Here is a 24,770-nt window from a genome sequence, read left to right as displayed (position 1 = left end):
GATGCGGGTCGGGAACTCAGCTTTCGCGCTGCGCCGCCACGACCACGATTTCAACGAGCATGGCAGGATCGGCGAGCAACGCCTGCACCGTGGCGCGCGGGGGCGCATTGCCGGCAGGCACCCACTCATCCCACACCTGATTCATCTCACCAAAGTACTTCATATCGGAAATGAAGATCTGACAGGAGAGAATCAGCGACTTGTCGCTGTTCGCTTCCGCCAGCAGACGGTCGATATGCGCAAGGACCTGACGCGTTTGCCCCGCCATATCCTGCGAGCGGTCATCGGGCGTCTGACCGGCCAGATAAACGGTGCCGTTATGTACGGCCATGTCCGACCAGCGCTTTTCGACGTAGAAACGTTGTACTGCCATGATGTAAGACTCCTCGTGTTCTTCTCACTTCGGACCACCCTGCACTGCGCCATCCGGCGAGTGTCAGTCGGCGTATCCGTCAAAAAATCGGCGTGCGATCTCGATCTGATCCGCATGCACAAAGGTCGGCGCGTGTCCCACGCCGACGATTTCCACGGCGCGCGCGTGTTGTGCGTGCGCCAGCATTTGTTCGAGCGTTGTGCGCGAGAGCAGGTCCGACTGCTCCCCGCGCACCACCAGCGTGCGCCCGGAAAACGCGGCGAGCGACGCCCAGAGTACCGCTTCGCCTGCCGCAATGGCCTCCGGCGGCACTGCGGTAAATGCAGCACCGATGGAAGGATCGTAGCGCAATACGTAACCGTCGCCTTCGGCCTTGAGCAACGGCTCGCACAGCGCGAGCCACTCCTCACGCGTATGCGGTCCGAACGCCGAAGAAATCGACCAAAGGTAATCCGCCCCCTCGTCCAACGATGCAAATCGCTTCGGAATCCCTACATATTGACCGATGCGAGCCAATGCAGAGGCATCGATATGCGGCCCCACATCGTTGAGCAACAGACTGCGAATCGGTGTATCCGGCAAACCTGCCAGCCCCATGCCGATCAAACCGCCCATCGAAGTGCCGAACCAATCCACCGACGACACACCGAGTCGCGCAATCAACGTCACCATGTCGGCGACATACTGCGGCACAACATAACCCGCGGGATTCGTCAGCCACGAGGATTGCCCTCGGCCGACCACATCGGGACAGATGACACGGTAGTCGTTCGCGAAGGCCTTCGCCAGCGCGTCAAAATCGCGACCGCACCGTGTGAGTCCGTGCACGCAAATCAGCACACGTGAATTCTCGGGGTCGCCCCATTCCGTGTACGCCATCCGATGCAAACCGGAGGGACTCAGACACTGAACGTTCGACAGACGTGGCACGTGGCTCGACATGGCAGACTCATCGGATCGGTTTCCAGACCCGAATTCTACCGCGCCTGCCCGGAACCGTAAGCTAGAATGAGGCGACTTATGAACCGCATCAAACCGCAGTTCGCGGACGTGCTCATCGATTGCGGGCAAATCCCCCACCCTTCATCCGCACGGAGACCATGCAATGTTGAAAGGAAAAATCGCCCTCGTGACCGGCTCGACCAGCGGCATTGGTCTCGGTATGGCACAGGCACTCGCGGCACAGGGAGCCAATCTCATCACAAACGGCTTCGGTGACGCCGATGCAGCGCGCAGGGCCATTGCCGAAACGGCGGCCAAGGCGGGGCACACCGGCACGCTGATCGGGTATCACGGCGCCGACATGAGCCGCGCCAGCGAGATCGAAGCGATGATGCAATACGCCGAATCGGAATTCGGCGGCGTCGACATTCTGGTCAACAACGCGGGCATTCAGCACGTTGCCGAGATTCAGGATTTTCCGACGGACAAATGGGACGCGATCATCGCGATCAACCTGAGCTCGGCGTTTCATACCACGCGGCTCGCCTTGCCCGGCATGCGCCAGCGCAACTGGGGACGGATCATCAATATCGCCTCGGTCCATGGGCTCGTGGGCTCGGCTGGCAAATCGGCCTACGTCGCCGCCAAACACGGCATCGTCGGCCTGACAAAAGTCACCGCACTGGAAAACGCGCAGACAGGCGTAACAGCCAATGCGATCTGCCCGGGCTTCGTTCTCACACCGCTCGTGCAAAAGCAAATCGACGATCGCGCCGCACGCGAGCATCTTTCGGGCGATGAGGCAAAGCGGTCGCTACTTGGCGAAAAGCAGCCGTCGGGCGAGTTCGTGACGCCGGAACAGCTTGGCGCGCTAGCCGTTTTCCTGTGCAGCGACGCCGGCGCGCAGGTCCGCGGCGTGGCATGGAACATGGATGGTGGCTGGGTCGCGCAGTAACCGCCCCGCCTGCAACGCTCGGCGAACGTCTGAACGCAAACGCCGCAGAGGGTGTGCCGACACCCTGAAAACAAAACGGGCGGGGAAATTCCCCGCCCGTTTCGCCTTCCACTGATCACCGGGTTCAACGGCCACGGCAACCCTCAGCAACACCGCGTGTCAGGAGGCCTCTGCGCGATTGCAACAGGAGCCGACTGACACCTCACCCTGACCTCAGACAGCGCTCGTATCGAGCGGCGCCCCGGTCTTCTGCGAAATTTCTTCTTTCGTCACACCCGACGCCAGCTCAACCACTTTCAGGCCATCCGGCGTGACATCGATCACCCCGAGGTCGGTGATGATGCGGTTGACCACGCCAACGCCCGTGAGCGGCAGATCGCAAGCTTTGAGGATCTTGTGGGCATCGCCCTTGGCAACATGCTCCATGAGCACGACCACGCGACCCACGCCGGCAACGAGGTCCATCGCACCGCCCATGCCCTTGATCATCTTGCCCGGAATCATCCAGTTCGCAAGATCGCCCTTCTCGCTGACCTGCATGGCGCCGAGGATCGCCAGGTTGATGTGACCACCGCGGATCATCGCGAACGAGTCCGCCGACGAGAAGATCGACGAGCCCGGCAGCGTGGTGACCGTCTGCTTGCCTGCGTTGATCATGTCGGCATCGACTTCGTCTTCCGTCGGGAACGGGCCGATACCGAGCAGGCCGTTCTCCGATTGCAGCCACACTTCCATGCCCGCCGGCACATGGTTCGCCACCAGCGTGGGCAAACCGATGCCGAGGTTGACGTAAAAGCCGTCTTCGAGCTCACGCGCCGCGCGCGCAGCCATTTCATCACGATTCCATGCCATGGTTATCTCCTTGATCTCGGCGCTTACTTGGCACGTACCGTGCGCTGTTCAATGCGTTTTTCCGGATGCGCGTTCAGCACGATGCGCTGAACGAAGATACCGGGCAGGTGCACGTCGTCCGGGTCGATCGAACCGGTGTCGACCAGTTCTTCGACTTCGACGATCGTGATCTTGCCGGCCATGGCGGCCATCGGGTTGAAGTTACGCGCCGTGCGATTGAACACAAGGTTACCGGCACGATCCGCCTTGGCAGCCTTCACCAGCGCGACGTCGGCGCGCAGCGAGCGCTCCATCACGTATGTCTCGCCGTCGAACTCGCGCGTTTCCTTGCCTTCGGCGACCACGGTGCCCACACCGGTCTTCGTGAAGAACGCCGGAATGCCCGCACCACCGGCGCGAAGCTTCTCTGCCAGCGTGCCTTGCGGCGTAAATTCGAGTTCGAGTTCGCCAGCCAGATACTGGCGCTCGAATTCCTTGTTCTCGCCAACGTACGAGGAAATCATTTTCTTGATCTGACGCGTCTCGAGCAGCAGACCCAGACCAAAGCCGTCGACACCGGCGTTGTTGCTGATGCAGGTGAGCCCCTTGACGCCCGAGTCGCGCAACGCGGCGATCAGGGCCTCCGGAATGCCACACAGGCCGAAGCCACCGACGGCGAGCGTTTGCCCGTCTGCGACGACACCGGCAAGCGCCTCCTTGGCGCTGGCGTATACCTTGTTCATCGTTTGTCCCTTTCCCTCGGTTGAGAATTGAAATTATGCCGCGCTCTCACGCGTTGCGAGGCTTGCGCCGCCCCGCCAACCGCCAGGACAATGCACCTCATGCAATCATAGAGCTTACGGTGGCGGGCAAATGGGGCACAATACGTGAAATTACATATCTCCCCGCGTATCGAGCCGCCATCGCGCAGCACCGGCACGCGGCCTGACCGGACCCGCACCGCCCCCCATGCCGACGTTCGACTACCAGACAGCCTTTCACATCGCGCCAGTCGGCCTGGTCATTTCTCGCCAGCGCATCATCGAAGACTGCAATCGTCAGCTCGGCAAAATCTTCGGCTACGAGCACGAATCCCTTATCGGCCAGTCATTTCAAGTGCTATATCCATCGCCGAAGGAGTTCGAGCGCATCGGCGAACGTATCCCCCCGATCATGAGCACTCAAGGGGTCTACGCTGACGAGCGCATCATGCGTCGCGCCAACGGCGAGCTATTCTGGTGCCACGTAACAGGGCGCTCGCTCGACGTTCAGGATCCCCATGCCGCGGGCCTCTGGACCTTCGAAGATATGTCCGCTACGCGCCGGGTCGCCGTAGCTCTGACGGCCCGCGAACGCGAAATCGCCGCGCAACTCGTGCAAGGCAAGACCAGCAAACAGATCGGCAAGATCCTCGACATCAGCCCGCGCACCGTCGATATCTATCGCGCACGTCTGATGCAGAAGTACGGCGCAGGCACGGCCACCGAACTCGTTCAGCGACTGCTCGGCAACTGAACCGCGAGAGAATGCGCAGCGCATACGACGCGCTCCTCATGCCCCGGCAGCGATCTCACGCCATCAGCGCCCGCACGGCTTCCGGCAGCGGCACCGACTTCTCCTCCTTGTAGTTCACCCAGACGATCTTCGCGCCGCCCTCGGCAACGACCACGTCGGGCGTATCGGCACGGCGTAACTCGAATCGGGTGTCGACACTGCTACGTCCTGGAGCACCGACGAACATGCGGCAATCGATATCGCCCGGATAGCGCAATTGGCGCAAGAACGTCATGTTCGCATTGATAATGACCGGCCCTTCGCCCGTCGAACTCTCTTCCGACGCAATGTTCAGGGACTCCAGCCAGGAGATCCGCACCTGCTCCATGTAGCGAAAGTACACGGTGTTATTGACATGCCCGAACGCATCCATATCGCCCCAGCGAATAGGCATGCTCATGCGAAAGACTTCTTTGTATTCTGACGACACTGCAAATTCCCCATATTGAAAATCAACGCCCCGTCGTGCGATGACAGGGCGCCATGGGGATAAAGTGTAGCGCTTCGGATGGATGGGCGTGTGGCACCACGCCGTGATTTGCCTGAACCGGCAGGTTTTTCGGACGACGTGAGCGTGGTACCTCGGACATTTCCGAACCCACGTCCTCCGCGATTACTTGCGCACGCTCATATCGTTCGGCTTGTTGAGCGACGCGTCGTCTTTCACCGCTGCTTCGGCCTTTTCGACCAGATCGCGCCCGACCAGCGCCTTCCATTTCGTATAGACGGCGCGCGTCGAATCGACAAAGCGCTGACGCTGATCCGGCGTGAGTCGCGTGACCTTGACGCCGCGCGCCTCCAGATCCTCCCAGGTGCCGCGCCCGGTGCTCAGAAGATCTTCCCGGGCCAGCGTGACCTCGAAGCGTGCGGCCTCCATCGCCGCCTCGCGCACGATGTCACGATCCTGTGGCGACCAACTCTCCCAGACCTGACGGTTGACGACGAACAGAATAGGATCTGCCACGTAATCCCACACCGTGATGTAGCGTTGCCCCAGCGTATCGAGTCGCACATTGTTGTAGATCGTGATCGGATTTTCCTGACCATCGATCTTGCGTGTGCGTATCGCCCGAATGGCTTCGTTCCATGTCATCTGCGTGGGCACTGCGCCCAGCGCCGTGAAGATGTCGTTGAACAGCAATGACCCGACAACGCGGAAACGCAGGCCTCGCATATCTTCTGGCGCACGGATCGGACGACGCGAATTGCTCAGTTGTCGGAACCCGTTTTCCCCCCACGCCAACGGCACGACCCCTTGCTCCTCCACGCGGCGGAACAGCTCACGCCCAACGTCGCCTTGTGTGAGCGCGTCGAGCGACCGGTAGCCGCGCAGCAGAAACGGCAAGGAGAAGACGTTGAATTCGGGGATTGCCGACGACCAGTTGATCGTCGAGCCGACCGCCATGTCGATCACGCCCTGGCGCAATGCGGTGAACTCGCGCGTCTGATCGCCACCGACAAGCATGGCGCCCGGGTGTAACCGTATGTTGATGCGCCCGCGAGTGCGCTCGCGCACCATGTCCGCCCAGAGCTGTGTGCCTTTGCCCCACGGCGTGCCGGCGTCCGGCACGATCGACAGCGAGTATTCGGCCTTATAGGGTTGCGCGGCCACGGGCAGCGCAGTAACGGCGAGGGCAAGCGCGACTCCGATGAGCCCCCGCCAGCCTGGATTACGCATGTTGTCCTCAAGATGATTCGGGGTCCGACGTCAACGCAACACCCGTCACGACCCCGTGAGCATCGACAAATTATGCGCCCGTGCTCACGCGGCTGACTGCCTCGGGCAATCCCCGATTGCCGCATCGCACCCGGCCTGCGCAATCGACGGAATCATCGCGGCACTCGGCTTGAAATGGCTCATCCCACCGCCAGACCATCGTCGACGGTCATGATCGAGCCATTGATAAATCGAGAATCGTCCGAGGCCAAAAGCAGAATCAGTCCATCGAGATCGCTTGGTTCCCCCACCCGCTGACGCGGCAACATCTGAATCAACTTGCGACCCGCCTCGGTCTGCCAATGTTCGTGGTTGATCTCGGTGTCGATATAGCCCGGACACAGCGCATTCACATTGATGTTGAAACGCCCCCACTCCAGTGCCATTGCTCGCGTCATATGGATGACCGCGGCCTTGCTGACGCAATACACGCCGAGCATGGAAATGGCGCGTTGCCCCGCAACCGACGCCACATTGATGATTCTGTGCTGACGCTGCGGATCCCCCTTCGAACGACGGATCATGCGCTTGGCGACTTCCTGCGCCACGAAAAAAGCGCCTCGCGTATTCGTGCCGAGAACGTAGTCGTACTCCTGAGGCGTCACATCGACCAGCCGCTGCTGCGCCGACACGCCCGAATTGTTAATGAGAATGTCAATGGCCCCGGCCTCGGTCTCGGCATGCGCGACACCCGCCCGAATGCTGTCGTAGTCGGTCACGTCCAATGGTACGACGTGGGCTGCCCCACCCTGCGACTCGATCTCCGCGCGCAACTCCTTGAGCCGCTCCACCCGGCGGCTGGCAAGCACGACCTTGGCCCCGGCCTGGGCGAGCACCTTGGCAAACTGCATGCCGAGCCCGCTCGATGCTCCCGTCACCATCGCCACTTTGCCTTCCAGATTCAGCGAACGCCCCATCGTCGTCTCCCTCAACCCCAAACACCTGTTGAAAAACGGCACCGCCGCAAGGCTCGCCGCTAGAGCTTCCTACCTACCAAACCGAACGATCGTGCTATTAATATGCGGTTGCGAGGTGTTCCCCATTCCCGGAAAATGGCCGCACCCACGAATTCTAACGTTTATAACAGGAGCATCAATGGATCCCAAGCTGCTTGAGCAGTACGGCCCGAGGGAGTCGATGGAATATGACGTCGTCATTGTTGGCGGCGGTCCGGCCGGCCTGTCCACGGCTATCCGTTTGAAGCAACGTGCGCAGGAAGCCGGCAAGGAAATTTCCGTTTGCGTGCTGGAAAAAGGCTCGGAAATCGGTGCTCATATTCTGTCGGGCGCCGTCATGGACCCGCGTGCGCTGACCGAACTCATCCCCAATTGGAAGGAACTCGGTGCCCCCCTCGACACCCCCGTCGTGGAAGACCGTTTCCTGTTCCTGAACGAGACGGGCGCCACCCCCACCCCGTCCTGGCTGCTGCCGGCCTGCTTCCAGAACCACGGCAATTACGTCATCAGTCTGGGCAACGTCGTGCGCTGGCTCGGCCAGCAGGCCGAAGCGCTGGGCGTCGAGATCTTCCCTGGCTTTCCGGCCGCCGAGATCCTGTACGACGACGATGGCGCGGTCATGGGCGTGGCGACCGGCAACATGGGCGTTGGCAAAGACGGCGAGCCGACCGAGAACTTCCAGCTCGGCATGGAACTGCATGCCAAATACACGATTTTCTCGGAAGGTGCACGCGGCAGCCTCGGGCGCCAGTTGATGCGCAAGTTCAACCTCGATGAAGGCCGCGATCCGCAGGCTTACGGTCTGGGCATCAAGGAATTGTGGGAAATCGATCCGGCCAAGCACAAGGAAGGCCTGGTGATCCACACGGCCGGCTGGCCGCTCAATGCGCAGACCTACGGCGGGTCGTTCCTCTACCACCTGCCGAACCATCAGGTCGCCGTGGGCTTCATCGTCGGTCTGGATTACAGCAATCCGTATCTGTCCCCGTTCGAGGAATTCCAGCGCTATAAGACGCACCCGTCGATTCGCCACTTCCTCGAGGGCGGCAAGCGCCTCTCGTATGGTGCCCGCGCCATTACGGCGGGTGGGTTGCTGGCGCTGCCGAAGCTCGTATTCAAGGGAGGGGCGCTCGTTGGCTGCGAGGCGGGCTTCCTCAACGTGAGTCGCATCAAGGGCAGTCACGCGGCCATCAAGAGCGGCATGATGGCGGCCGATGCCGCTTTCGACGCGCTGAGCGCCGAGCGTCAACGCGACGAACTCACTGCCTACCCGGCAGCATTCGAGCAGTCGTGGCTGCACGAAGAGCTGAACAAGGCGCGCAACTTCAAGCAATGGTTCAAGAAGGGCTTGACCGTCGCCACGCTCATGACCGGCATCGAGCAGAAGCTGCTGGGCGGCAAAATGCCGTGGACAATCCATCGCAAGAAGGCCGATCACGAAAGCCTGCTGCCGGCCGCGCAATGCCAGCCGATCGTCTATCCGAAGCCGGACGGCAAGCTCACATTCGACCGTCTGTCGTCGGTTTTCATCTCGAACACCAACCACGAAGAAAACCAGCCTGCTCACCTGACGCTCAAGGACCCGAGCGTACCGGTCGGGATCAATTTGGCCGAATACGCGGGCCCCGAACAACGCTATTGTCCGGCGGGCGTGTACGAATTCGTGAAGAACGACGACGACTCGGAGCGTCTGCAAATCAACGCACAGAACTGCGTGCACTGCAAAACGTGCGACATCAAGGACCCGACGCAGAATATCGTGTGGGTCACGCCGGAAGGCGGTGGCGGGCCTAACTACCCGAACATGTAATGTCGTATTGCCGCCGGCTCGTCCGGCGGTTTTTGTTTGCAAGCCATAGATGACGCGCCATTTCGCAACTCGCTCACGCAATCGCCGTCATATCGATGTCGGATCAACGCCAATGGCAAGGAGGCATGATGTCGAGAACTTCCATCAGGTTGTCGGGTGTCGCACTGACGGGCGCGCTCGCGCTCACCGGTGGCGCCGTGCAGGCAAAGTCGGTGTCGTACTTGTGTGACAACGCGCACGTCGCATTGGTCGTCTATGACGATCACAATCTGGGCGGTAACGTTACGCTGTATTGGATGGGCAAGCGGGAGGTCCTCAAGCCCGCGCGCGCAGCGAGCGGAGAGAAACATGTCGGATCGACACTCGTCTGGTGGAGCAAAGGACCGGAAGGCACGCTCTACACCGCGAAGGACGAACGCCCGATCACGCAATGCAAGGAGTAGGACGTAAAAAAAACGCCAGACAACTCGTCTGGCGTTTTTGGTTTGCGCAACTGACAGCACTCGCTGCGGGTCGCGCGCATCGTCGTCAGTCCAGCGTATTTACTCCGGCACACGTGCCGGGATGACAGGCGTGCTCACGTGCACGTCGCCACACTGCGCGCGGTGGCGTAACGCATGATCGATCAGCACAAGCGCCAGCAACGCTTCGGCAATCGGCGTTGCGCGGATACCCACGCAAGGGTCGTGACGACCGAAAGTCTCCACCGACGACGGTTGGCCCGTGACATCGATCGAGCGACGCGGCGTCCGAATGCTCGACGTGGGCTTGATCGCGATCGAGACATCGATATCCTGCCCCGTGGAAATGCCGCCGAGAATGCCACCGGCATTGTTCCCGACAAAGCCTTCCGGGGTCAGTTCGTCGCCATGCTCCGAGCCCTTCTGGGTGACGCTACGGAAACCAGCCCCGATCTCCACTCCCTTCACCGCGTTCAACCCCATCATGGCATGGGCAATGTCTGCGTCCAGGCGATCGAACAACGGCTCACCCAGCCCGACCGGAACACCGGACGCAATGACACGCAGCTTCGCTCCGACGGAATCTCCGGCCTTGCGAAGCTCATCCATATAGGTTTCAAGTTGCGGCACCACGTCGGCGTTGGCCGCGAAGAACGGGTTCTGCGACACTTGCGACCAATCGGTCTGCGGGATCTCGATGTCGCCGAGCTGCGTCATGCAACCGCGCACCTGCACGCCATATCGTTCGGCCAGCCACTTCTTGGCGACCGCGCCGGCGGCCACAACCGGTGCCGTCAGACGCGCCGACGAGCGACCGCCACCGCGATAGTCGCGAACGCCGTACTTTTGCAAATAGGTGTAATCGGCGTGGCCGGGACGGAACGTCTGAACGATGTTGCCGTAATCCTTGCTGCGCTGATCGGTATTGCGAATAAGCAGCGCGATCGGCGTGCCTGTCGTAACGCCCTCGAATACGCCGGAGAGGATCTCAACGGCGTCAGGCTCATTTCGCTGCGTGACGTGACGCGACGTGCCAGGACGGCGGCGATCCAGCTCCACCTGAATGTCGGCTTCCGTGAGCGCCATTCCCGGCGGACAGCCATCGATGACGCAGCCAATGGCCGGGCCATGCGATTCGCCGAAAGTGGTGACGGTAAACAGGGTTCCAAGCGTATTGCCAGACATACGGGGATCAGGTTCGGGTGAGACGGGAAGGCCCTATTATGCCAGCGATCCCGCCGCCCCGCCCCGCCCTGTGCGGCATACCGTGACGTCGGACGCCCGAATCACCGCATTTTGAGCAATGCCCACCCCCGGCTTCGGAAACATCCGACGACGCGACGCGTTTCTCCTAAGTCCTAAGGCCAGTTCAGACTGGCCACGGGCCGCGCAGTTTGAGCACCTTTTCGCGCAGCGCCTCGGGGGTAGCCTGGGCGGGCGCCACCGGTTCCCCGATGACAAGCTCCAGTCGATTCAGGATGCCGCGTTTGAACGGGCGCGTCATTGCCGCGCCGCCGTGTCGCGAGAAGAAACTCCCCCACAGTCCGCGCAGCGCCATTGGCACGACCGGCACGGGACTGCGCTCGATAATGCGCTGCACGCCCTGACGGAAAACCTGCACGTCACCCGACGCCGTGAGTTTCCCCTCGGGGAAAATACAGACGACCTCGCCTGCCTCCAACGCCTTTGCGATCTGCTCGTAGGCCTTGTTGAGCCCCCCTGCATCCTCGTGCGCCGGCGCAATCGGAATCGCACCGACCGTTCGGAAGAACCAGGACAACACGGGGATGCGGAAAATTCGATGGTCCATCACGAAGCGAACCGGCCGCCGGATCGATGCCCCGATGATCACCGCGTCAGCGAAGCTCACGTGATTGCAAACCAGCACGCACGGCCCCTCGTCCGGAATCTGGTCGGCCCCTTTGACGTCGATACGGTAGATGGTGTGCAGCAGCAACCACATGACGAATCGGATCAGGAATTCCGGGAGCAACGTGTAGAGATAGACCGCGACCAGCGCATTGAGAATGCCGGTCACCAGATACAACTGATCGATGCTGAATCCGGCGCGCGTGAGCGCCATCGCCATGAGCGCGGACACGATCATGAACAACGCATTGAGAATGTTGTTCGCGGCGATGATGCGCGCACGATGCGACGGCTTGCTGCGGCTCTGAATCAACGCGTACAACGGTACGCTGTAGAACCCGCCGAACATGGCCAGCAGAAACAGATCCGCGAGAATTCGCCAATGGGCCGGTTGAGAGATGAACTGTCCGACCGTTTGCAGTGCGGCACCGCCAGCCCCGCCCCGGCTCGCAAAATACAGATCGACAGCAAATACGGTCATGCCGATCGAGCCGAACGGCACCAGCCCGATTTCCACCTTGCCGGACGAGAGTCGCTCGCACAGCAACGAGCCAACGCCGATACCGACGGAGAACATGGCGAGCAGCAGCGTGACGACGTCCGGGTCAGCGCTCAGCACGTCATGCGCGAAATTGAAGAACGACGCGAGAAAGGTCGCTCCCAGGAACCAAAGCCAGGAAATACCGAGCAGGCTTTGGAACACCGCGCGGTCGGTGCGCGCGATCCGAAGATTGCGCCACGTCTCGGTGAAGGGATTCCAGTTGATGCGCAGATCCGGCTGGGCAGCCGGCGTTTGCGGCACCCACGTCGACACCAGGCGTCCCAACAACGCCAGCCCAAGGCAGACGCCGCCGAGCCATGGCAACGACCCCGCCCCTGCGCCGGCAATCTCTCCGCCGACGATCGTGCCGATCAGAATCGCCACGAAGGTGCCCATTTCAACGAGGCCGTTGCCCCCCACCAATTCGTGACTGGCGAGATGCTGTGGCAGATACGCATACTTCACCGGGCCGAACAGCGTGGAGTGCAGCCCCATCAAAAACGTGCAGACGAAGAGCAAGGGCGCGCTCGTCCAGAGGAAGCCGGCCGCGCCGACGGCCATGATCGCGATCTCCAGCGACTTGACGAAGCGGATCAGGCGCGCCTTGTCCCACTTGTCGGCAATCTGGCCGCTGGTCGCGGAAAACAGGAGAAACGGCGCAATGAAGATGGCCGAAATCAGGAACGCCGCGGTCTTACCGTCGACGTTCTGGAATAGCGATGCGTGGTAGGTGACAAGCGACGTGAACGCGATCTTGAACACGTTGTCGTTCATCGCGCCCAGAAACTGCGTCCAGAAGAACGGCGCGAAGCGCCGTTCCTTCAGCAGACGTGATTGGTGGCCCTCGCCGCGTGCCCCGCGCTGGCTGGCCTCACTCACTTCGCGTTTTCCGCTTCCTCGGCCGGCCAGTCACGAATGTAGGCCTTGAGCATGCGGTTTTCGAAGGATTGCTCCTCGACGACCGCGCGCGCCACATCGTAGAAAGAAATCACGCCCATGAGCGTGCGGTTGTCCATCACCGGAAGATAGCGGGCGTGACGCTCGAGCATCATGCGCCGTACTTCGTTGACGTCCGTCTCGGGCGTGCAGGTGAGCGGATGATCGTCCATCACCTTGCGAATCGTGGAGCTGCCCACGGTACCGCCGTTCTTGCTGATCGTATTGATGATTTCACGGAACGTGAGCATGCCCACGAGATCGCCGTACTCCATCACGACGAGCGAACCGATGTCGTGCTCCGCCATCGTGTCGACAGCATCGGCCAGCGACGTCTCCGGGGTCACGGTGAAAAGGGTGTTGCCCTTTACTTTCAGGATGTCAGACACACGCATGGCACACACTCCTCTTTGTGTTGCTCGGGCAATCGTGGCAGAACGCTGCCGCCGGACGCATTGCCAGACTTCCGCCAAACTTCGCCTTGCGAGACGGATCACTGGCACGCACGCCGTTGTCTCCGCGTAGTTAGTGATTAGAACATGTTCAAAGGATGCTATCGGAAAGCGCCTGAAAAGGAAAGGCGCAAGACGCGCACATGTCCGTATGGCGCGGGTTTTCGGCCGATTCCTTGTGAGTGTTCGGACATTGCCGCACCTTACCCGTCGGACAACACCGCAATTTCCCTGATGACGTCTGCAAAGCCTGTCGGAGCGCACGAAGGTGGTGCTAGGATTGCCGTATACGTAAAGCCCGCATCACGAGTCAGTGCCAAGTCAACGTCAAGCCAACCGCGAGGCCCTCTCCGACATGTCAGTCCCGCACTTCGATACACTCGCCCTTCACGCCGGGGCCGCCCCCGACCCCGTCACCGGTGCGCGAGCGACCCCGATCTATCAGACCACGTCGTTCGTCTTCTCCGATTCGGATCAGGCAGCCGCGCTCTTCAATATGGAGCGCGCAGGGCATGTCTATTCGCGCATCTCCAATCCAACGAATGCCGTCTTCGAAGAGCGCATGGCAGCACTGGAAAATGGCGCCGGCGCGATCTCGACGGCGAGCGGTCAGGCTGCGCTGCATCTGGCCATTGCCACGCTCATGGGGGCCGGCGCACACATCGTGGCGTCGAGTGCGCTGTACGGCGGCTCGCACAATCTGCTGCACTACACCTTGCGACGTTTCGGCATCGAGACGACGTTTGTCCGCCCGGGCGATCTGGAGGGCTGGCGCGCCGCCGTGCGCCCTGAGACCCGGCTGTTCTTCGGCGAGACGCTTGGCAATCCGGGGCTCGATGTCCTCGACATTCCGCAGGTCTCCCAGATTGCCCACGACGCCGGCGTGCCGTTGCTGGTCGATAGCACATTCACCACGCCGTGGCTGATTCGCCCCTTCGATCACGGCGCCGACCTCGTGTATCACTCCGCCACCAAATTCCTTGGCGGGCACGGCACGACCATCGGCGGCATTCTGGTCGACGGCGGCACATTCGATTTCGAGAAAAGCGGCAAATTCCCCGAACTGACCGAGCCCTATGACGGCTTCCATGGCATGGTGTTCGCGGAAGAAAATTCCGTCGCGCCATTTTTGCTACGCGCTCGTCGCGAGGGCTTGCGGGACTTTGGCGCCTGCCTGCATCCGCAGGCAGCATGGCAGTTGCTGCAGGGGATTGAAACGCTACCGCTGCGCATGGCACGTCACGTCGACAATGCCCGTCGAGTGGTGGAGTTCCTGGCCGGGCATGAAGCCGTAGCGAGCGTGGCCTACCCCGAGTTGCCATCGCATCCCGATTACGCGCTGGCCAAACGTTTGCTGCCACGGGGGGCGGGCGCCGTCTTCAGTTTCAACCTGAACGGAGACCGCGCGGCAGGACGTCGTTTTATCGAGTCGCTGCAACTCTTTTCCCACTTGGCCAACGTCGGAGACGCCCGCTCGCTTGTCATTCACCCGGCATCGACTACCCATTTCCGCATGGACGCCGCGGCACTCGCCGCCGCCGGTATCGGGGAAGGCACGGTACGCCTGTCGATTGGTCTGGAAGACCCCGACGACCTGATTCAGGATCTCAAGCGCGGCCTGAAAGCGGCGATCAAACCTTCGTCCAGGGGACAAGCCCGATGAAATTCGACATTGCAGGCCATACCGTTTATGCCTATACCGCCGGCAAGTCGATCGACCCTGGCCAGCCCACGGTTGTCTTTCTGCACGGCGCGCAACACGATCACAGTGTGTGGGGATTGCAGAGCCGATACCTTGCCCATCATGGCATGAACGTGCTCGCACTGGATCTGCCGGGCCACCACCGCAGCACGGGTGCGCCCTTGAAGACGATTGGCGACATGGCCGACCGTGTGGTGGCCGTGCTCGACGCTGCCGGCGTCGGCAATGCCGCGTGGGTCGGGCACAGCATGGGGTCGCTGATCGCGCTCGACGCCGCCGCACGCCATCCCGCGCGCGTGTCGCGGATCGCCCTCGTGGGCACCGCTTACCCGATGAAGGTCTCCGATGTTCTGCTCGAAGCGGCCGCCGAGCGCGAACCCGAGGCCATCGCGCTGGTTAACGCGTGGTCGCACAGCACACTCGCAGCCAAGCCCTCGGCGCCCGGCCCGGGTTTCTGGACTTGGGGTGGTAACCAACGACTGATGGAACGGGTGTCACAGCGCAATCCCGCCAAGGTGTTTCTCACCGACTTCGAGGCGTGTAATCGCTACGATCAGGGGACGGAAGCTGCCGCGCACGTCAAATGCCCGGTGCTTGCCGTGCTGGGACAGCGCGATCAGATGACACCGCCGCGTGCCGCACAATCACTGCTCGATGCGCTACGCGCGGCCGGTGCACCGGTGACGGTGGAGGTCGTGGATTCCGGGCACGCGATCATGACGGAACAGCCGGACGCGCTGCTCGATGCCCTCGTGAAATTCATGCGACACTGAGCGCGTCACCTTCGCTAACGAGGAGGCTTGTCATGCGAGATACGCACGATGGTGCACCGACATTTCGCCGGTTTGCCGACTTTTATCCGTTCTATCTCGGTGAGCACCGCAATCCCGTCTGCCGCCGCCTGCATTTCGTCGGCTCGTGGGGAGTGATCGCCTTTCTGGTGGCATTCGCCGTGACTGGCAACGCATGGTGGCTGCTCGCGGCTGTCGTTTGCGGCTATGCGTTCGCGTGGGTGGGCCATTTCTTCTTCGAGAAGAATCGGCCCGCGACGTTTCGTCACCCGCTCTACAGTCTGATGGGCGACTGGGTGATGTTCCGGGACATCTGTCTGGGGCGCATCAAGCTCTAGCGCTCTCGCGACCCTGACGTCCGCCAGGTCCATCAGGTCCGCGACGTCCGTCGCTTCCGTCCCTTCCGTCCCTTCCATCCTGTCCGTCGGAACCTGCCTGATCCGGATGGCCCGCCGGGGCTTCCCGACTCCCCGCCTCGGCCTCGGCCAGCGCGTCCGCCCCATCATCGTCCGACGTGACGGCGCGCGGCAGTGCGTCGGCGAGCGGTACGTCCCATTTGCCTTCGCGCAGCATCTCGGCAACGTGGGCGCCGTCGAGCGCATGGCGTTCCATTTGCCGCGCCAACTCGTCGACGTTAAGCGCAAGCTGCGCGACAAGCGGGGCCAATGTAGTCGTGCGCGGATTGGCGAGCAACAGCCAACGTTCAGCCGGCGGCTGCAGGGTCAACCGACCCACCCATGCCATGCGCTCGAGCCGGGTCAGCAGATCATTGGCGTGATCTAGGCTCGTGCGCATGGTGCGCGCCAATTGCGCCGTCGTTCGCCCGCTGCCTCCGTTTTCACGATCGCGATTGAGCAGGTGGATGAGCGTCAGGCCGTCAAGCAGATCGCTGCCCGGAAACCGGGGATATTGAAAATGGCCGAGACGCAACGCAGGCAGGACCGATGTGATCGTCGCCCCGAGCAACGCGACCAGCCATGACAGATAGACCCAGAGCAGGAAAATCGGCACCGCCGCAAATGCGCCATACACCGCCGTGTAAGTCGGGAACTGACGAATGTACATGCCGAAGCCACGCTTGGTCAGATCGAACGCCAGCGCCGCCACAATGCCGCCGACCAACGCATCGCGCCAGTCAACCTTGCAGTTTGGCATGTAGACATACATCAGCATAAAGGCCACGCCGGTCAGCGCGAGCGGAATCAGGCTGAGCAACGACGCCACCACCGGCGGCAGCGTGCTCACCAACGACATCGACTGCGTGAACACGTAGGAACTGATCGACAGACTCACGCCAAACAGCAACGGACCGAGCGTCAGCAAGCTCCAGTAAATGAGCAGCCGTTGCGCAAGCGGTCTCGGGCGCGGCACGCGCCAGATCACATTGAACGCCGACTCGATGGTCATCAACGTGAGCACCGATGTCACCAGCAAACCAATCAGACCGAACGCCGTCAGGCTTTTCGCCTTCGAGGCGAACTGATTCAGGTAGTTGAAAATCTGCGCGTTAACGCTCTCGGGCATCAGGTGTTCGAGCAGGAACCCCTGCAAGGCGTCGCGAAACGAATTGAAGATCGGGAAGGCCGTGAACAAGGCGAATGTCACGGCGAACAGCGGCACGATCGACAGGATCGAGGTGAACGTCAGACTACCCGCCACTTGCGGAATCCGGTCGTCCTGAGCCCGCGCAAGCGCGTATCTCAGCAGTTGGCGAACGTTATTCCAATTGATGCGGGACAGTTTGAACAAATCGGGCTCCTGAATGAGAACGCTGGCACGGCGGGCGCTCGCCCGCACCGTTACGCCAATAGGAACACCCTATAATACCCGCACTTTTCGCCAGCTTTTCACCTCAAGATACGAGGCTCGGGCGAGTGTCGCCCCTTGCCCCAGCCAATTCGACTTCATGACCGAAATTCTCGTCCTGTACTACAGCCGTCACGGCACCACCGCACAGCTCGCGCAATGCATCGCTGCCGGCATCGACAGCGTGCCCGGTGCGCAGGCCCGCGTGCGCACCGTTCCCGCCGTCTCGACCGTTTGCGAGGCCAGCGCACCGGACATTCCGGACAGCGGCCCGCCTTATGTCGAATTGCGCGATCTCGAGGAATGCGCCGGCCTGGCCCTCGGATCGCCCACGCGCTTCGGCAATATGGCGGCCGCGTTGAAGTACTTTCTCGACGGCACCACACCGCAATGGCTCTCTGGCGCACTGGCCGGGAAGCCCGCGTGCGTGTTCACGTCTAGCGCCAGCCTGCACGGCGGCCAGGAAAGCACGCTGCTGTCGATGATGATCCCCCTGCTGCATCACGGCATGTTGCTCATGGGGCTGCCTTACACAGAACCCGCGCTCTCGAGCACCCGTACCGGCGGCTCACCTTACGGGGCCACGCATTTCGCGCATGACGGCAACCCGCTCTCCGCCGAAGAGCGCCAGTTGGCCTCGGCACTCGGTGCGCGACTCGCACGCGCGGCCGCCAAGCTGGCAGAATGAGCGTTTGCGTCACGCACCGCGCGTGACGCACGCCTCCCTTGCAGTAGTTCCGGCCCACGAGACAAGCCCATGACTGCCACACCGCCCGACCTGCCCCAAGGGGCCGATGCCTACGACGCGGGAATGTCGCATCACACACATCAGACGCCGCAATCGCCCCCCATCCCCGCTACCCAGGCAGCGCCCCACGGCGCGCAAGGGCTGCGCAGGCTGAGCATTGCAAGTCTGCTCGCGCTGATCGTGCTGTCGGTCGCGTGGGAGCTGTGGCTCGCACCGTTGCGTCCCGGGGGCTCCTGGCTCGTCCTCAAGGCGCTACTCCTGCTGCTGCCATTACGCGGTGTGCTGCGCGGCAATCTGTACACGCTGCAATGGTCGAGCATGTTCATCCTGCTGTTTCTCGCAGAAGGTGTAGTACGCGGCATGACGGATACCGGGCCGTCGGCCTCGCTCGCATGGATCGAGACGGCACTGTCCATCGTGTTTTTCTTCTCGACGATCTTTTATCTGCGGCCCTTCAAGCGGGCGGCAAAAGCCCGCGCCGCAGCGGCACGCTAGTCACGCGCGCCGCTTTCGCGAACTGCACGATCGGTGCAAAACCCTTCCGCCATGCTGCCCTCCTGCCATGAATAGCGCCCCCTTTCTGAGCGCATGTCGCGACCTGCTGGGCCGCGATCATGTGCTGCTTGAGCGCGCCGACACCGACGCCTACCTCATCGACCAACGCAAGCGCTATACCGGACATGCGCTGGCCGTACTGCGCCCCGCCGATGCCGCGCAGGTCGCCTCACTCGTGCGTCTGTGTGTCGCGCACGGCGTGCCGATGGTGCCGCAAGGGGGCAATACCGGCCTCGCGGGTGGTGCAACGCCCGACCGGAGCGGGCGTCAGGTTGTCATCAGTCTGCGTCGTCTCGACCGTATCCGGCAGGTGGACGCCGAGAACATGACACTGACCGCCGAAGCCGGTTGCCTGCTGGCGAATGTGCAGACGGCGGCCGCGGCGGCGCAGCGGCTGTTCCCGCTGAGCCTTGCCGCAGAAGGCAGTTGCACCATCGGCGGCAATCTCGCGACGAACGCAGGCGGCACCGCGGTCCTGCGTTACGGCAATGCGCGCGAGTTGTGTCTCGGGCTGGAAGTCGTCACGCCGCAAGGCGAACTTTGGGATGGGTTGCGTGGACTGCGCAAGGACAACACCGGCTACGACCTTCGCGATCTGTTCATCGGTGCGGAAGGCACGCTCGGCCTCATCACCGCAGCAACGCTCAAACTCTTTGCAGAACCGGCCGCCCGCACGACAGCGCTCGCCGCGCTGGACAGCCCGGCAAAAGCACTCGCGCTGCTTAATCTGGCGCAACGCATGGCGGGCCCCCTGCTCACCGGCTTCGAGTTGATGTCGGACTTTTGCCTCCGGCTCGTGGCGCAAGTCTTCCCTCAGCAGCGCTACCCGTTCGCCCATCACTACGCCCAAGCCGTGCTGCTCGAACTCTCCGACAGCGAGAGCGAGGCCCATGCCCGCGATCTGCTGGAGCGCCTGCTCAGCGCCGCCGTCGAACAAGGCATCGCGCGCGACGCCATCGTCGCGAACAGCCTCGCGCAATCGAACGCGCTCTGGCATCTGCGGGAAAGCATTCCGCTCGCGCAATCGGCCACCGGACTCAACATCAAGCACGACATCGCTGTGCCGGTGTCGCAGGTGCCTGCGTTTCTCGACGCCACCGACCCCATTGTCCAACGCGTGGCGCCGGGCGCGCGCATGGTCACCTTCGGCCATCTGGGCGATGGGAATCTGCACTACAACGTAATGGCGCCCGAAGGCGTCGATCCCGCCGCATTCCTCACGCAATATCAGTCGACGGTGAGCGCCGCCATCCACGACAGCGTGCATGCGCATCGCGGCACCATCAGTGCAGAGCACGGCCTCGGCCAACTCAAGCGCGACACCTCGGCGAAGTACAAGTCGCCGGTCGAGTTGGCGTTGATGCGGACGCTGAAAAACGCGTTCGATCCGCTCGGACTGATGAATCCCGGCAAGGTACTGCCGGACTGAGCGCCGTGCACGGCCATCCGCACTTGCCGCCGCATGAGGCGAATCGCCGAAAAATCACAAAAACCCATCAAAATCGAAAGAATTGTCGTCAATTTCGCGACAAAACGCCGCGAAATCCCGCCTCTTCCTTTACAGATGCGCGTCAAATCCCTACACTGACGTCTTTCCAATAACGACGGAGTTTTCCGTGGGCAGTTGCTCTAGTAGCACGCAAGCGTCGGCAATGTCCGGCGAGGCGTTGGCCCGGTAACCCGCAGTCGTCTCCGACTGCCGCTGCCGGTCTTCATGCCGCAGCGGTAGTGCATTGATCGCCTCACATCCCGATGGCCTCGCAGCCACCGGCGACCTCACGAGGCGATCCGTTTTCCGCACCCCTGACCGCAGTTCAGCGATTGATGGATGTGTCCGCACATCCGGAATGGCACGTTTGGCACCTCTGTTCGACGGTATTCGATTCGTCGATGGCGAACAGCATGCGAAGCCTGCCGACGCTTGCGTCGAATTCATGTATGGCCTTGTGCGTCGCACGCGCCTCGTTCGTCCCTCCGGACTGCGAGTCCGCGCGCGAACCCATCGCCATGCGTCGCCAAGCCCCGGCATCCGCCGTCTCAGGCCCTTGATTCAGGAGGACACCATGACGCTGCACATGCTTATCCCTACGCTGTTCGATCGCGCCCGCGCCCGGCTCACGCCCGCTTCAAGCGCATCGAATCCCATGCTCTCGCCGGCTGACGGTCTCACATCGCCGCAATATCGTCTGGTCGTGCTCACGCTCGCGTCCAAAGCCGATGCCATCGACGCCAAGGTACGCTACGCGCTGCGCTCGCAGAAACTCATGCCGGAGACCGCCTCCCGCCTCGAGCGCTCGGGCGGCTACCTGCTGGAACTCGACTACGTGCTGCGATGCGAGCGTAGTCGTCGCGCGGCGCTGGTGCACCTGGTCTCGACACTCGGCGATACGCCGGGGGTTCGCGCCATTCGATGGGAAACCGCACCGAATCTGACGGCGCGCTAACAACAATACCGCGACGCCCCGTCATATCCCCGCGGCTTTCGGCCCGACCAGCACAGGCGTTCCCCGCCCTAGCCCGTCGGGCCGATGCATATGTGTCGCTCCAAGCTTTCGATTCACATCACCAAAAACTCAAACCTATACGTTCACGTATAGGTTGTGCTAGCATTGCGCTCATCTTCCGATCGGAGGCAAGCGCATGCCCGCAGATCTCGCTCCCCAGTCATCCACGACCCCCCCGACGGATGACGCACACCTGCTGACCGTCGGTCAGGCCGCCGCCGCGCTTGGCGTGACGGCGCGCACGCTGAAATATTACGAGGAACTGAATCTCGTGGTGCCGGCCCGCAGCGGCGGACGCTATCGCATGTACACCGAGGCGGATCTCGCCACGTTCGGCCGCATTCTGCGTATGCGCTCACTCGGTTTCTCGATCGCCGCGATCACGGAAATGCTCAAGCGCCCGATGCGGCAGGTCGAATCCGGCAAATCGCGCATGAACGAAGAGGATCTGCAAGTCGTTCGCGACGCCCTGCACTCGCAACTCGACACGTTGCGCGAGCGCACAGCGCAAGTGCGCCGCGAACTCCGCGAAGCGGAAAAGCTGGAGACGCAGATCACGCACGACCTGCAATACATCGAACAGCGTCTGCGCGGCGTGCCCGCAGACGAATTGCTGGCAGAGCGCGCCGCGCGAATTCGCAAGCATTCGTCGCCCTGACGCCTCGCTGGCCCCTGAACTTCATCGCTGTCACCCGCCATGACATCTGCCGCCCCGCCGACCGGTTCCGACGCTTCGCCGCCCGCCGACCCGCTGCGGCCGATGCGTGTCGAGGCGTATCGCTACGCGCTCGGCCTGATCCCGGGGCTGGAGTTCTTCGAGAACGCGCTGCTCGTCTACTTCGCCGTCTACGTGTCGGGCGGCGTCGATGCCTCCCCCAAAGAGTTCGTGTGGATGACGACCGCCTATGGCATTGCATCGGTCCTCGCCATCCTTAAGCAGCAGTGGTTCGTCGAGCGCATTGGCTACCGGCGGTATCTGACGGCGTCGTTGCTGCTCTACGCCTGTGGCGCCCTCCTCGCGGGCACCAGCGAAAGCGTGACGCAACTCGTGATCGCCCGGGCATGCCAGGGCTTTTGCGCGGGAAGCTGGATGAGTTCGTGCCGCATCCTTGCACAGGTCAGCGTGCCGGCGGAGCGGCGCGGCAAAACCGTGCAGACATTCGCGCTCCTGCTGTTCACCGGCTCGGCCGCCGCGCCGCTCATCGGCGGGCTGCTCGTCTCCGAATACACCTGGCGCATGCTGTTCCTGTGCACCGCGCCACCTGCCGTGCTGCTTGCCGGACTCGCCTGGTTCTCGGTGCCCGACGTCGGCCGCCTGCGCGATCGCGCGACCGGCGGCAGCTATCCATTCGCGCCGTTCATGGCGTTCGCCCTCGCGATGGGCGCGTTTCAGGTCGTGCTCCAGGAGATGCGCTACTCGCTGTGGCTGCAAACGCCGTGGCTACCGTTGCTGACGGTCGCCGGCGTCGGTGCGCTCGTGTGGTTCGGCTATCACCAGTGGCAGCATCCATCGCCGTTCATCCGTCTGCAATCGCTGCGCCGCAAAGAGTTTCAGGTCGGGCTGGTGTTATACGCCGCCTATTACTATCTGGCGAATACGCAAAGCTATCTGATGCCGCGCATGCTCGAACAGGGGCTCGGCTTCACCGTCGAGCGTACCGGCCAACTGCTCGGCTATTCGGCACTGCTCACCGTATTCCTGTTGATGGCGTACTTCCGTGTCGCCAAATTCATCACGAACAAGAAGCTGCTGATCGTGACCGGCTTCGTCATGACGATCGCCACCAGCCTGTGGCTCGGCTCGATGCCACCGGACGCCGGCCAGTCGCAACTCTATGGCGTGCTGGCGCTCAAGGCCGTGTTTGGCATCTTCACCGTATTGCCCGTCGCCAATCTGACGTTTCGCACCTTTGATCACGAGAGTTTCGTGCATGGCTACCGGTTAAAGAACATTCTGCGCCAGCTCTCCGGCTCGTTCGCCGTGTCGACCATCGTGGCGTTCGATCAGCACCGGGAAGCGCTGCATCGCACGCGCCTGACGGAAGTCGCCAATCCGTTCAACCCGATCTTCACCCAAACGCTCGACTCGCTCGCCAATGCGCTCACCCACGCCGGCGTTGCTGCCTCGCAAGCCCACGGCGCCGCACTCGCTCAGATTGCCCAGATGATTCAGCGCCAGGCGTCGTTCCTGTCGTTTATCGACGGCTTCCACTTCATCGCCATCGTGGCGCTGTGCGGCGCAATCTTTGCGGCAATTCAAAAGCAGCTAAATTAGAATCGATGCGCCACGGGTGCACGAGCACGCGCCCGCCCCGTTTTGGCAGCGTCATATTTCCGGCTACGCTTTTCATGCTCAAGACCCTGCTTGCCCGCCTGCGACTTTCGACCCCGCGCCCGGCCATTGACGACACCCTCTGGCACGAGGTCGTGAGCGCATTGCCGTTTCTCGCTCGACGAAGCTCCGCGGATCTGGACAAGCTTCGCGAACTCGCGACCGATTTTCTGGCCAGCAAGCACTTTTCCACTGCGCACGATCTGCCTCTGACCGACGCCATGTGCGTGTCGGTGGCCGCGCAGGCTTGTCTGCCCATCCTTCATTTGCCGAGCGCGCTGTATCGCGGGTGGACCGGCATCGTGCTGTATCCGGGCGAATTCCTGATTCGCAAGACCGTGCAGGACGAGGCCGGCGTAGTGCACGACGTCGAGCAGGAGGCGAGCGGCGAAGCCTGGGAAGGCGGCCCGGTGGTGTTGTCGTGGCAAGACGTGCAGGCGAGCGACGTACTGGCTTACAACGTCGTGATCCACGAATTTGTCCACAAAATCGATATGGAAGGCGGCGAAGCGGATGGGGTACCGCCCATGTTGCGGCGTCTGCACGGCGATCTGACGCCGGAAGTCTGGTGCGACGTCTTCGACCCGGCCTACGAGGAGTTCTGCCACCACGTGGCGAACGTCCCCGACGCCCGGTGGGACGCCTTTGCCTCGACATCGCTGCTCGATCCTTACGCCACCGAACATGAATCGGAGTTCTTCGCCGTGTGCGCCGAGGCATTCTTCGTCGCCCCGGAGGCCTTCCGAGACGAATATCCGGCCCTGTACACGCTGTTTTCCCGATATTTCCTGCAAGATCCCGCGGCGGCGCCCGGCAGCCAGGACCAGGCCCACCCCGGCACGCCGCAGCCCCCGGCTGCAACCCCATGAAAACTTTGCGAAAGTCATTGTTTTCATGGCATAATGCGCGTTTTACTCACCCGGAAAGTGGTTGAC

Annotated in this window: 25 protein-coding genes; 14 read left to right on the top strand and 11 right to left on the bottom strand. The window is 62.2% G+C overall.

Features of this window, described 5'->3' with window-relative positions:
- Positions 1 to 16: 16 nt before the first annotated feature.
- Both PI93_RS13285 and PI93_RS13280 read right to left on the bottom strand, forming a co-directional pair.
- Positions 17 to 373, bottom strand: a complete 357-nt coding sequence (locus PI93_RS13285; protein ID WP_023595507.1) for a RidA family protein — start codon at positions 371 to 373, stop codon at positions 17 to 19.
- A 63-nt stretch (positions 374 to 436) separates the two neighbouring features.
- Positions 437 to 1,315, bottom strand: a complete 879-nt coding sequence (locus PI93_RS13280) for an alpha/beta fold hydrolase (protein ID WP_039374127.1) — start codon at positions 1,313 to 1,315, stop codon at positions 437 to 439.
- A 163-nt stretch (positions 1,316 to 1,478) separates the two neighbouring features.
- On the opposite strand from PI93_RS13280, the gene PI93_RS13275 reads away from it, so the two are divergent.
- Positions 1,479 to 2,270: a 3-hydroxybutyrate dehydrogenase gene (locus tag PI93_RS13275; RefSeq protein WP_039374128.1), complete on the top strand. Its 792-nt coding sequence runs from the start codon at positions 1,479 to 1,481 to the stop codon at positions 2,268 to 2,270.
- 213 nt (positions 2,271 to 2,483) lie between these two features.
- Here the strand turns inward: PI93_RS13275 and PI93_RS13270 are convergent, their stop codons facing one another.
- The gene (locus PI93_RS13270) at positions 2,484 to 3,122 is read right to left on the bottom strand and encodes a CoA transferase subunit B (protein WP_039374129.1); all 639 of its coding nucleotides are present in this window, start codon (positions 3,120 to 3,122) and stop codon (positions 2,484 to 2,486) included.
- A 23-nt stretch (positions 3,123 to 3,145) separates the two neighbouring features.
- Entirely contained in the window at positions 3,146 to 3,844 is a 699-nt protein-coding gene (locus PI93_RS13265) for a CoA transferase subunit A (protein ID WP_010806057.1), read from the bottom strand.
- Between the two features lie 226 nt (positions 3,845 to 4,070).
- Between PI93_RS13265 and PI93_RS13260 the strand changes: the two genes are divergently transcribed.
- Complete coding sequence (locus PI93_RS13260) at positions 4,071 to 4,616, top strand: PAS and helix-turn-helix domain-containing protein (RefSeq protein WP_039374130.1); 546 nt, start codon at positions 4,071 to 4,073, stop codon at positions 4,614 to 4,616.
- A gap of 55 nt (positions 4,617 to 4,671) precedes the next feature.
- Here PI93_RS13260 and PI93_RS13255 read toward each other — a convergent pair whose 3' ends face one another.
- The 3 genes from PI93_RS13255 to PI93_RS13245 form a co-directional block, all read right to left on the bottom strand.
- The gene (locus PI93_RS13255; protein WP_039374131.1) at positions 4,672 to 5,055 is read right to left on the bottom strand and encodes an acyl-CoA thioesterase; all 384 of its coding nucleotides are present in this window, start codon (positions 5,053 to 5,055) and stop codon (positions 4,672 to 4,674) included.
- A gap of 213 nt (positions 5,056 to 5,268) precedes the next feature.
- A complete protein-coding gene (locus PI93_RS13250) occupies positions 5,269 to 6,333 on the bottom strand; it encodes a DctP family TRAP transporter solute-binding subunit (RefSeq protein ID WP_039374133.1) in 1,065 nt (354 codons plus the stop codon).
- Positions 6,334 to 6,512: 179 nt separating this feature from the next.
- On the bottom strand, positions 6,513 to 7,289 hold the full coding sequence (locus PI93_RS13245; protein ID WP_039374134.1) for an SDR family oxidoreductase: 777 nt from the start codon (positions 7,287 to 7,289) through the stop codon (positions 6,513 to 6,515).
- A 178-nt stretch (positions 7,290 to 7,467) separates the two neighbouring features.
- Between PI93_RS13245 and PI93_RS13240 the strand changes: the two genes are divergently transcribed.
- Both PI93_RS13240 and PI93_RS13235 read left to right on the top strand, forming a co-directional pair.
- Positions 7,468 to 9,138: an electron transfer flavoprotein-ubiquinone oxidoreductase gene (locus tag PI93_RS13240; RefSeq protein WP_039374136.1), complete on the top strand. Its 1,671-nt coding sequence runs from the start codon at positions 7,468 to 7,470 to the stop codon at positions 9,136 to 9,138.
- 125 nt (positions 9,139 to 9,263) lie between these two features.
- A complete protein-coding gene (locus PI93_RS13235) occupies positions 9,264 to 9,581 on the top strand; it encodes an MliC family protein (RefSeq protein WP_158453273.1) in 318 nt (105 codons plus the stop codon).
- Positions 9,582 to 9,680: 99 nt separating this feature from the next.
- Here PI93_RS13235 and aroC read toward each other — a convergent pair whose 3' ends face one another.
- The 3 genes from aroC to PI93_RS13220 all read right to left on the bottom strand — a co-directional run bounded on the left by aroC (position 9,681) and on the right by PI93_RS13220 (position 13,340).
- On the bottom strand, positions 9,681 to 10,784 hold the full coding sequence (gene aroC / locus PI93_RS13230; protein ID WP_039374138.1) for a chorismate synthase: 1,104 nt from the start codon (positions 10,782 to 10,784) through the stop codon (positions 9,681 to 9,683).
- Between the two features lie 184 nt (positions 10,785 to 10,968).
- Complete coding sequence (locus tag PI93_RS13225; protein ID WP_052240971.1) at positions 10,969 to 12,888, bottom strand: MFS transporter; 1,920 nt, start codon at positions 12,886 to 12,888, stop codon at positions 10,969 to 10,971.
- Positions 12,885 to 13,340 (bottom strand): CBS domain-containing protein, encoded by a 456-nt coding sequence (locus PI93_RS13220; protein ID WP_039374139.1) that lies wholly within the window; start codon positions 13,338 to 13,340, stop codon positions 12,885 to 12,887. Before PI93_RS13220 ends, PI93_RS13225 begins: the two co-directional genes overlap by 4 nt.
- Before the next feature lie 412 nt (positions 13,341 to 13,752).
- Between PI93_RS13220 and PI93_RS13215 the strand changes: the two genes are divergently transcribed.
- The 3 genes from PI93_RS13215 to PI93_RS13205 are packed head-to-tail and all read left to right on the top strand — an operon-like array spanning position 13,753 to position 16,228.
- Entirely contained in the window at positions 13,753 to 15,060 is a 1,308-nt protein-coding gene (locus PI93_RS13215) for an O-acetylhomoserine aminocarboxypropyltransferase (protein WP_039374140.1), read from the top strand.
- Entirely contained in the window at positions 15,057 to 15,872 is an 816-nt protein-coding gene (locus tag PI93_RS13210) for an alpha/beta fold hydrolase (RefSeq protein ID WP_039374141.1), read from the top strand. Before PI93_RS13215 ends, PI93_RS13210 begins: the two co-directional genes overlap by 4 nt.
- A 32-nt stretch (positions 15,873 to 15,904) precedes the next feature.
- Entirely contained in the window at positions 15,905 to 16,228 is a 324-nt protein-coding gene (locus PI93_RS13205; protein ID WP_039374142.1) for a DUF962 domain-containing protein, read from the top strand.
- Here PI93_RS13205 and PI93_RS13200 read toward each other — a convergent pair.
- Positions 16,218 to 17,639 (bottom strand): YihY family inner membrane protein, encoded by a 1,422-nt coding sequence (locus tag PI93_RS13200; RefSeq protein WP_236105574.1) that lies wholly within the window; start codon positions 17,637 to 17,639, stop codon positions 16,218 to 16,220. The genes PI93_RS13205 and PI93_RS13200 overlap by 11 nt on opposite strands.
- Before the next feature lie 157 nt (positions 17,640 to 17,796).
- Between PI93_RS13200 and wrbA the strand changes: the two genes are divergently transcribed.
- The 7 genes from wrbA to PI93_RS13165 all read left to right on the top strand — a co-directional run bounded on the left by wrbA (position 17,797) and on the right by PI93_RS13165 (position 24,704).
- Positions 17,797 to 18,384 carry an NAD(P)H:quinone oxidoreductase gene (gene wrbA, locus PI93_RS13195; RefSeq protein ID WP_039374143.1) on the top strand — a complete coding sequence of 196 codons (588 nt, stop codon included), beginning with the start codon at positions 17,797 to 17,799 and terminating at the stop codon, positions 18,382 to 18,384.
- Positions 18,385 to 18,507: 123 nt separating this feature from the next.
- A complete protein-coding gene (locus tag PI93_RS13190) occupies positions 18,508 to 18,939 on the top strand; it encodes a DUF2069 domain-containing protein (protein ID WP_052240980.1) in 432 nt (143 codons plus the stop codon).
- Between the two features lie 67 nt (positions 18,940 to 19,006).
- A complete protein-coding gene (locus PI93_RS13185) occupies positions 19,007 to 20,428 on the top strand; it encodes an FAD-binding oxidoreductase (RefSeq protein WP_039374144.1) in 1,422 nt (473 codons plus the stop codon).
- A 634-nt stretch (positions 20,429 to 21,062) separates the two neighbouring features.
- Positions 21,063 to 21,443 (top strand): hypothetical protein, encoded by a 381-nt coding sequence (locus tag PI93_RS13180; RefSeq protein ID WP_039376071.1) that lies wholly within the window; start codon positions 21,063 to 21,065, stop codon positions 21,441 to 21,443.
- A 196-nt stretch (positions 21,444 to 21,639) separates the two neighbouring features.
- Positions 21,640 to 22,161 carry a MerR family transcriptional regulator gene (locus PI93_RS13175; RefSeq protein WP_052240972.1) on the top strand — a complete coding sequence of 174 codons (522 nt, stop codon included), beginning with the start codon at positions 21,640 to 21,642 and terminating at the stop codon, positions 22,159 to 22,161.
- 39 nt (positions 22,162 to 22,200) lie between these two features.
- Positions 22,201 to 23,778: an MFS transporter gene (locus PI93_RS13170; protein WP_039374146.1), complete on the top strand. Its 1,578-nt coding sequence runs from the start codon at positions 22,201 to 22,203 to the stop codon at positions 23,776 to 23,778.
- Positions 23,779 to 23,852: 74 nt separating this feature from the next.
- Positions 23,853 to 24,704: a M90 family metallopeptidase gene (locus PI93_RS13165; RefSeq protein WP_039374147.1), complete on the top strand. Its 852-nt coding sequence runs from the start codon at positions 23,853 to 23,855 to the stop codon at positions 24,702 to 24,704.
- Positions 24,705 to 24,770 lie beyond the last annotated feature (66 nt).

Source organism: Pandoraea fibrosis, assembly GCF_000807775.2.
Classification (GTDB): domain Bacteria; phylum Pseudomonadota; class Gammaproteobacteria; order Burkholderiales; family Burkholderiaceae; genus Pandoraea; species Pandoraea fibrosis.
The sequence above is the reverse complement of the archived record's forward strand: the minus strand, read 5'-3'. Positions and strand labels throughout refer to the sequence as shown.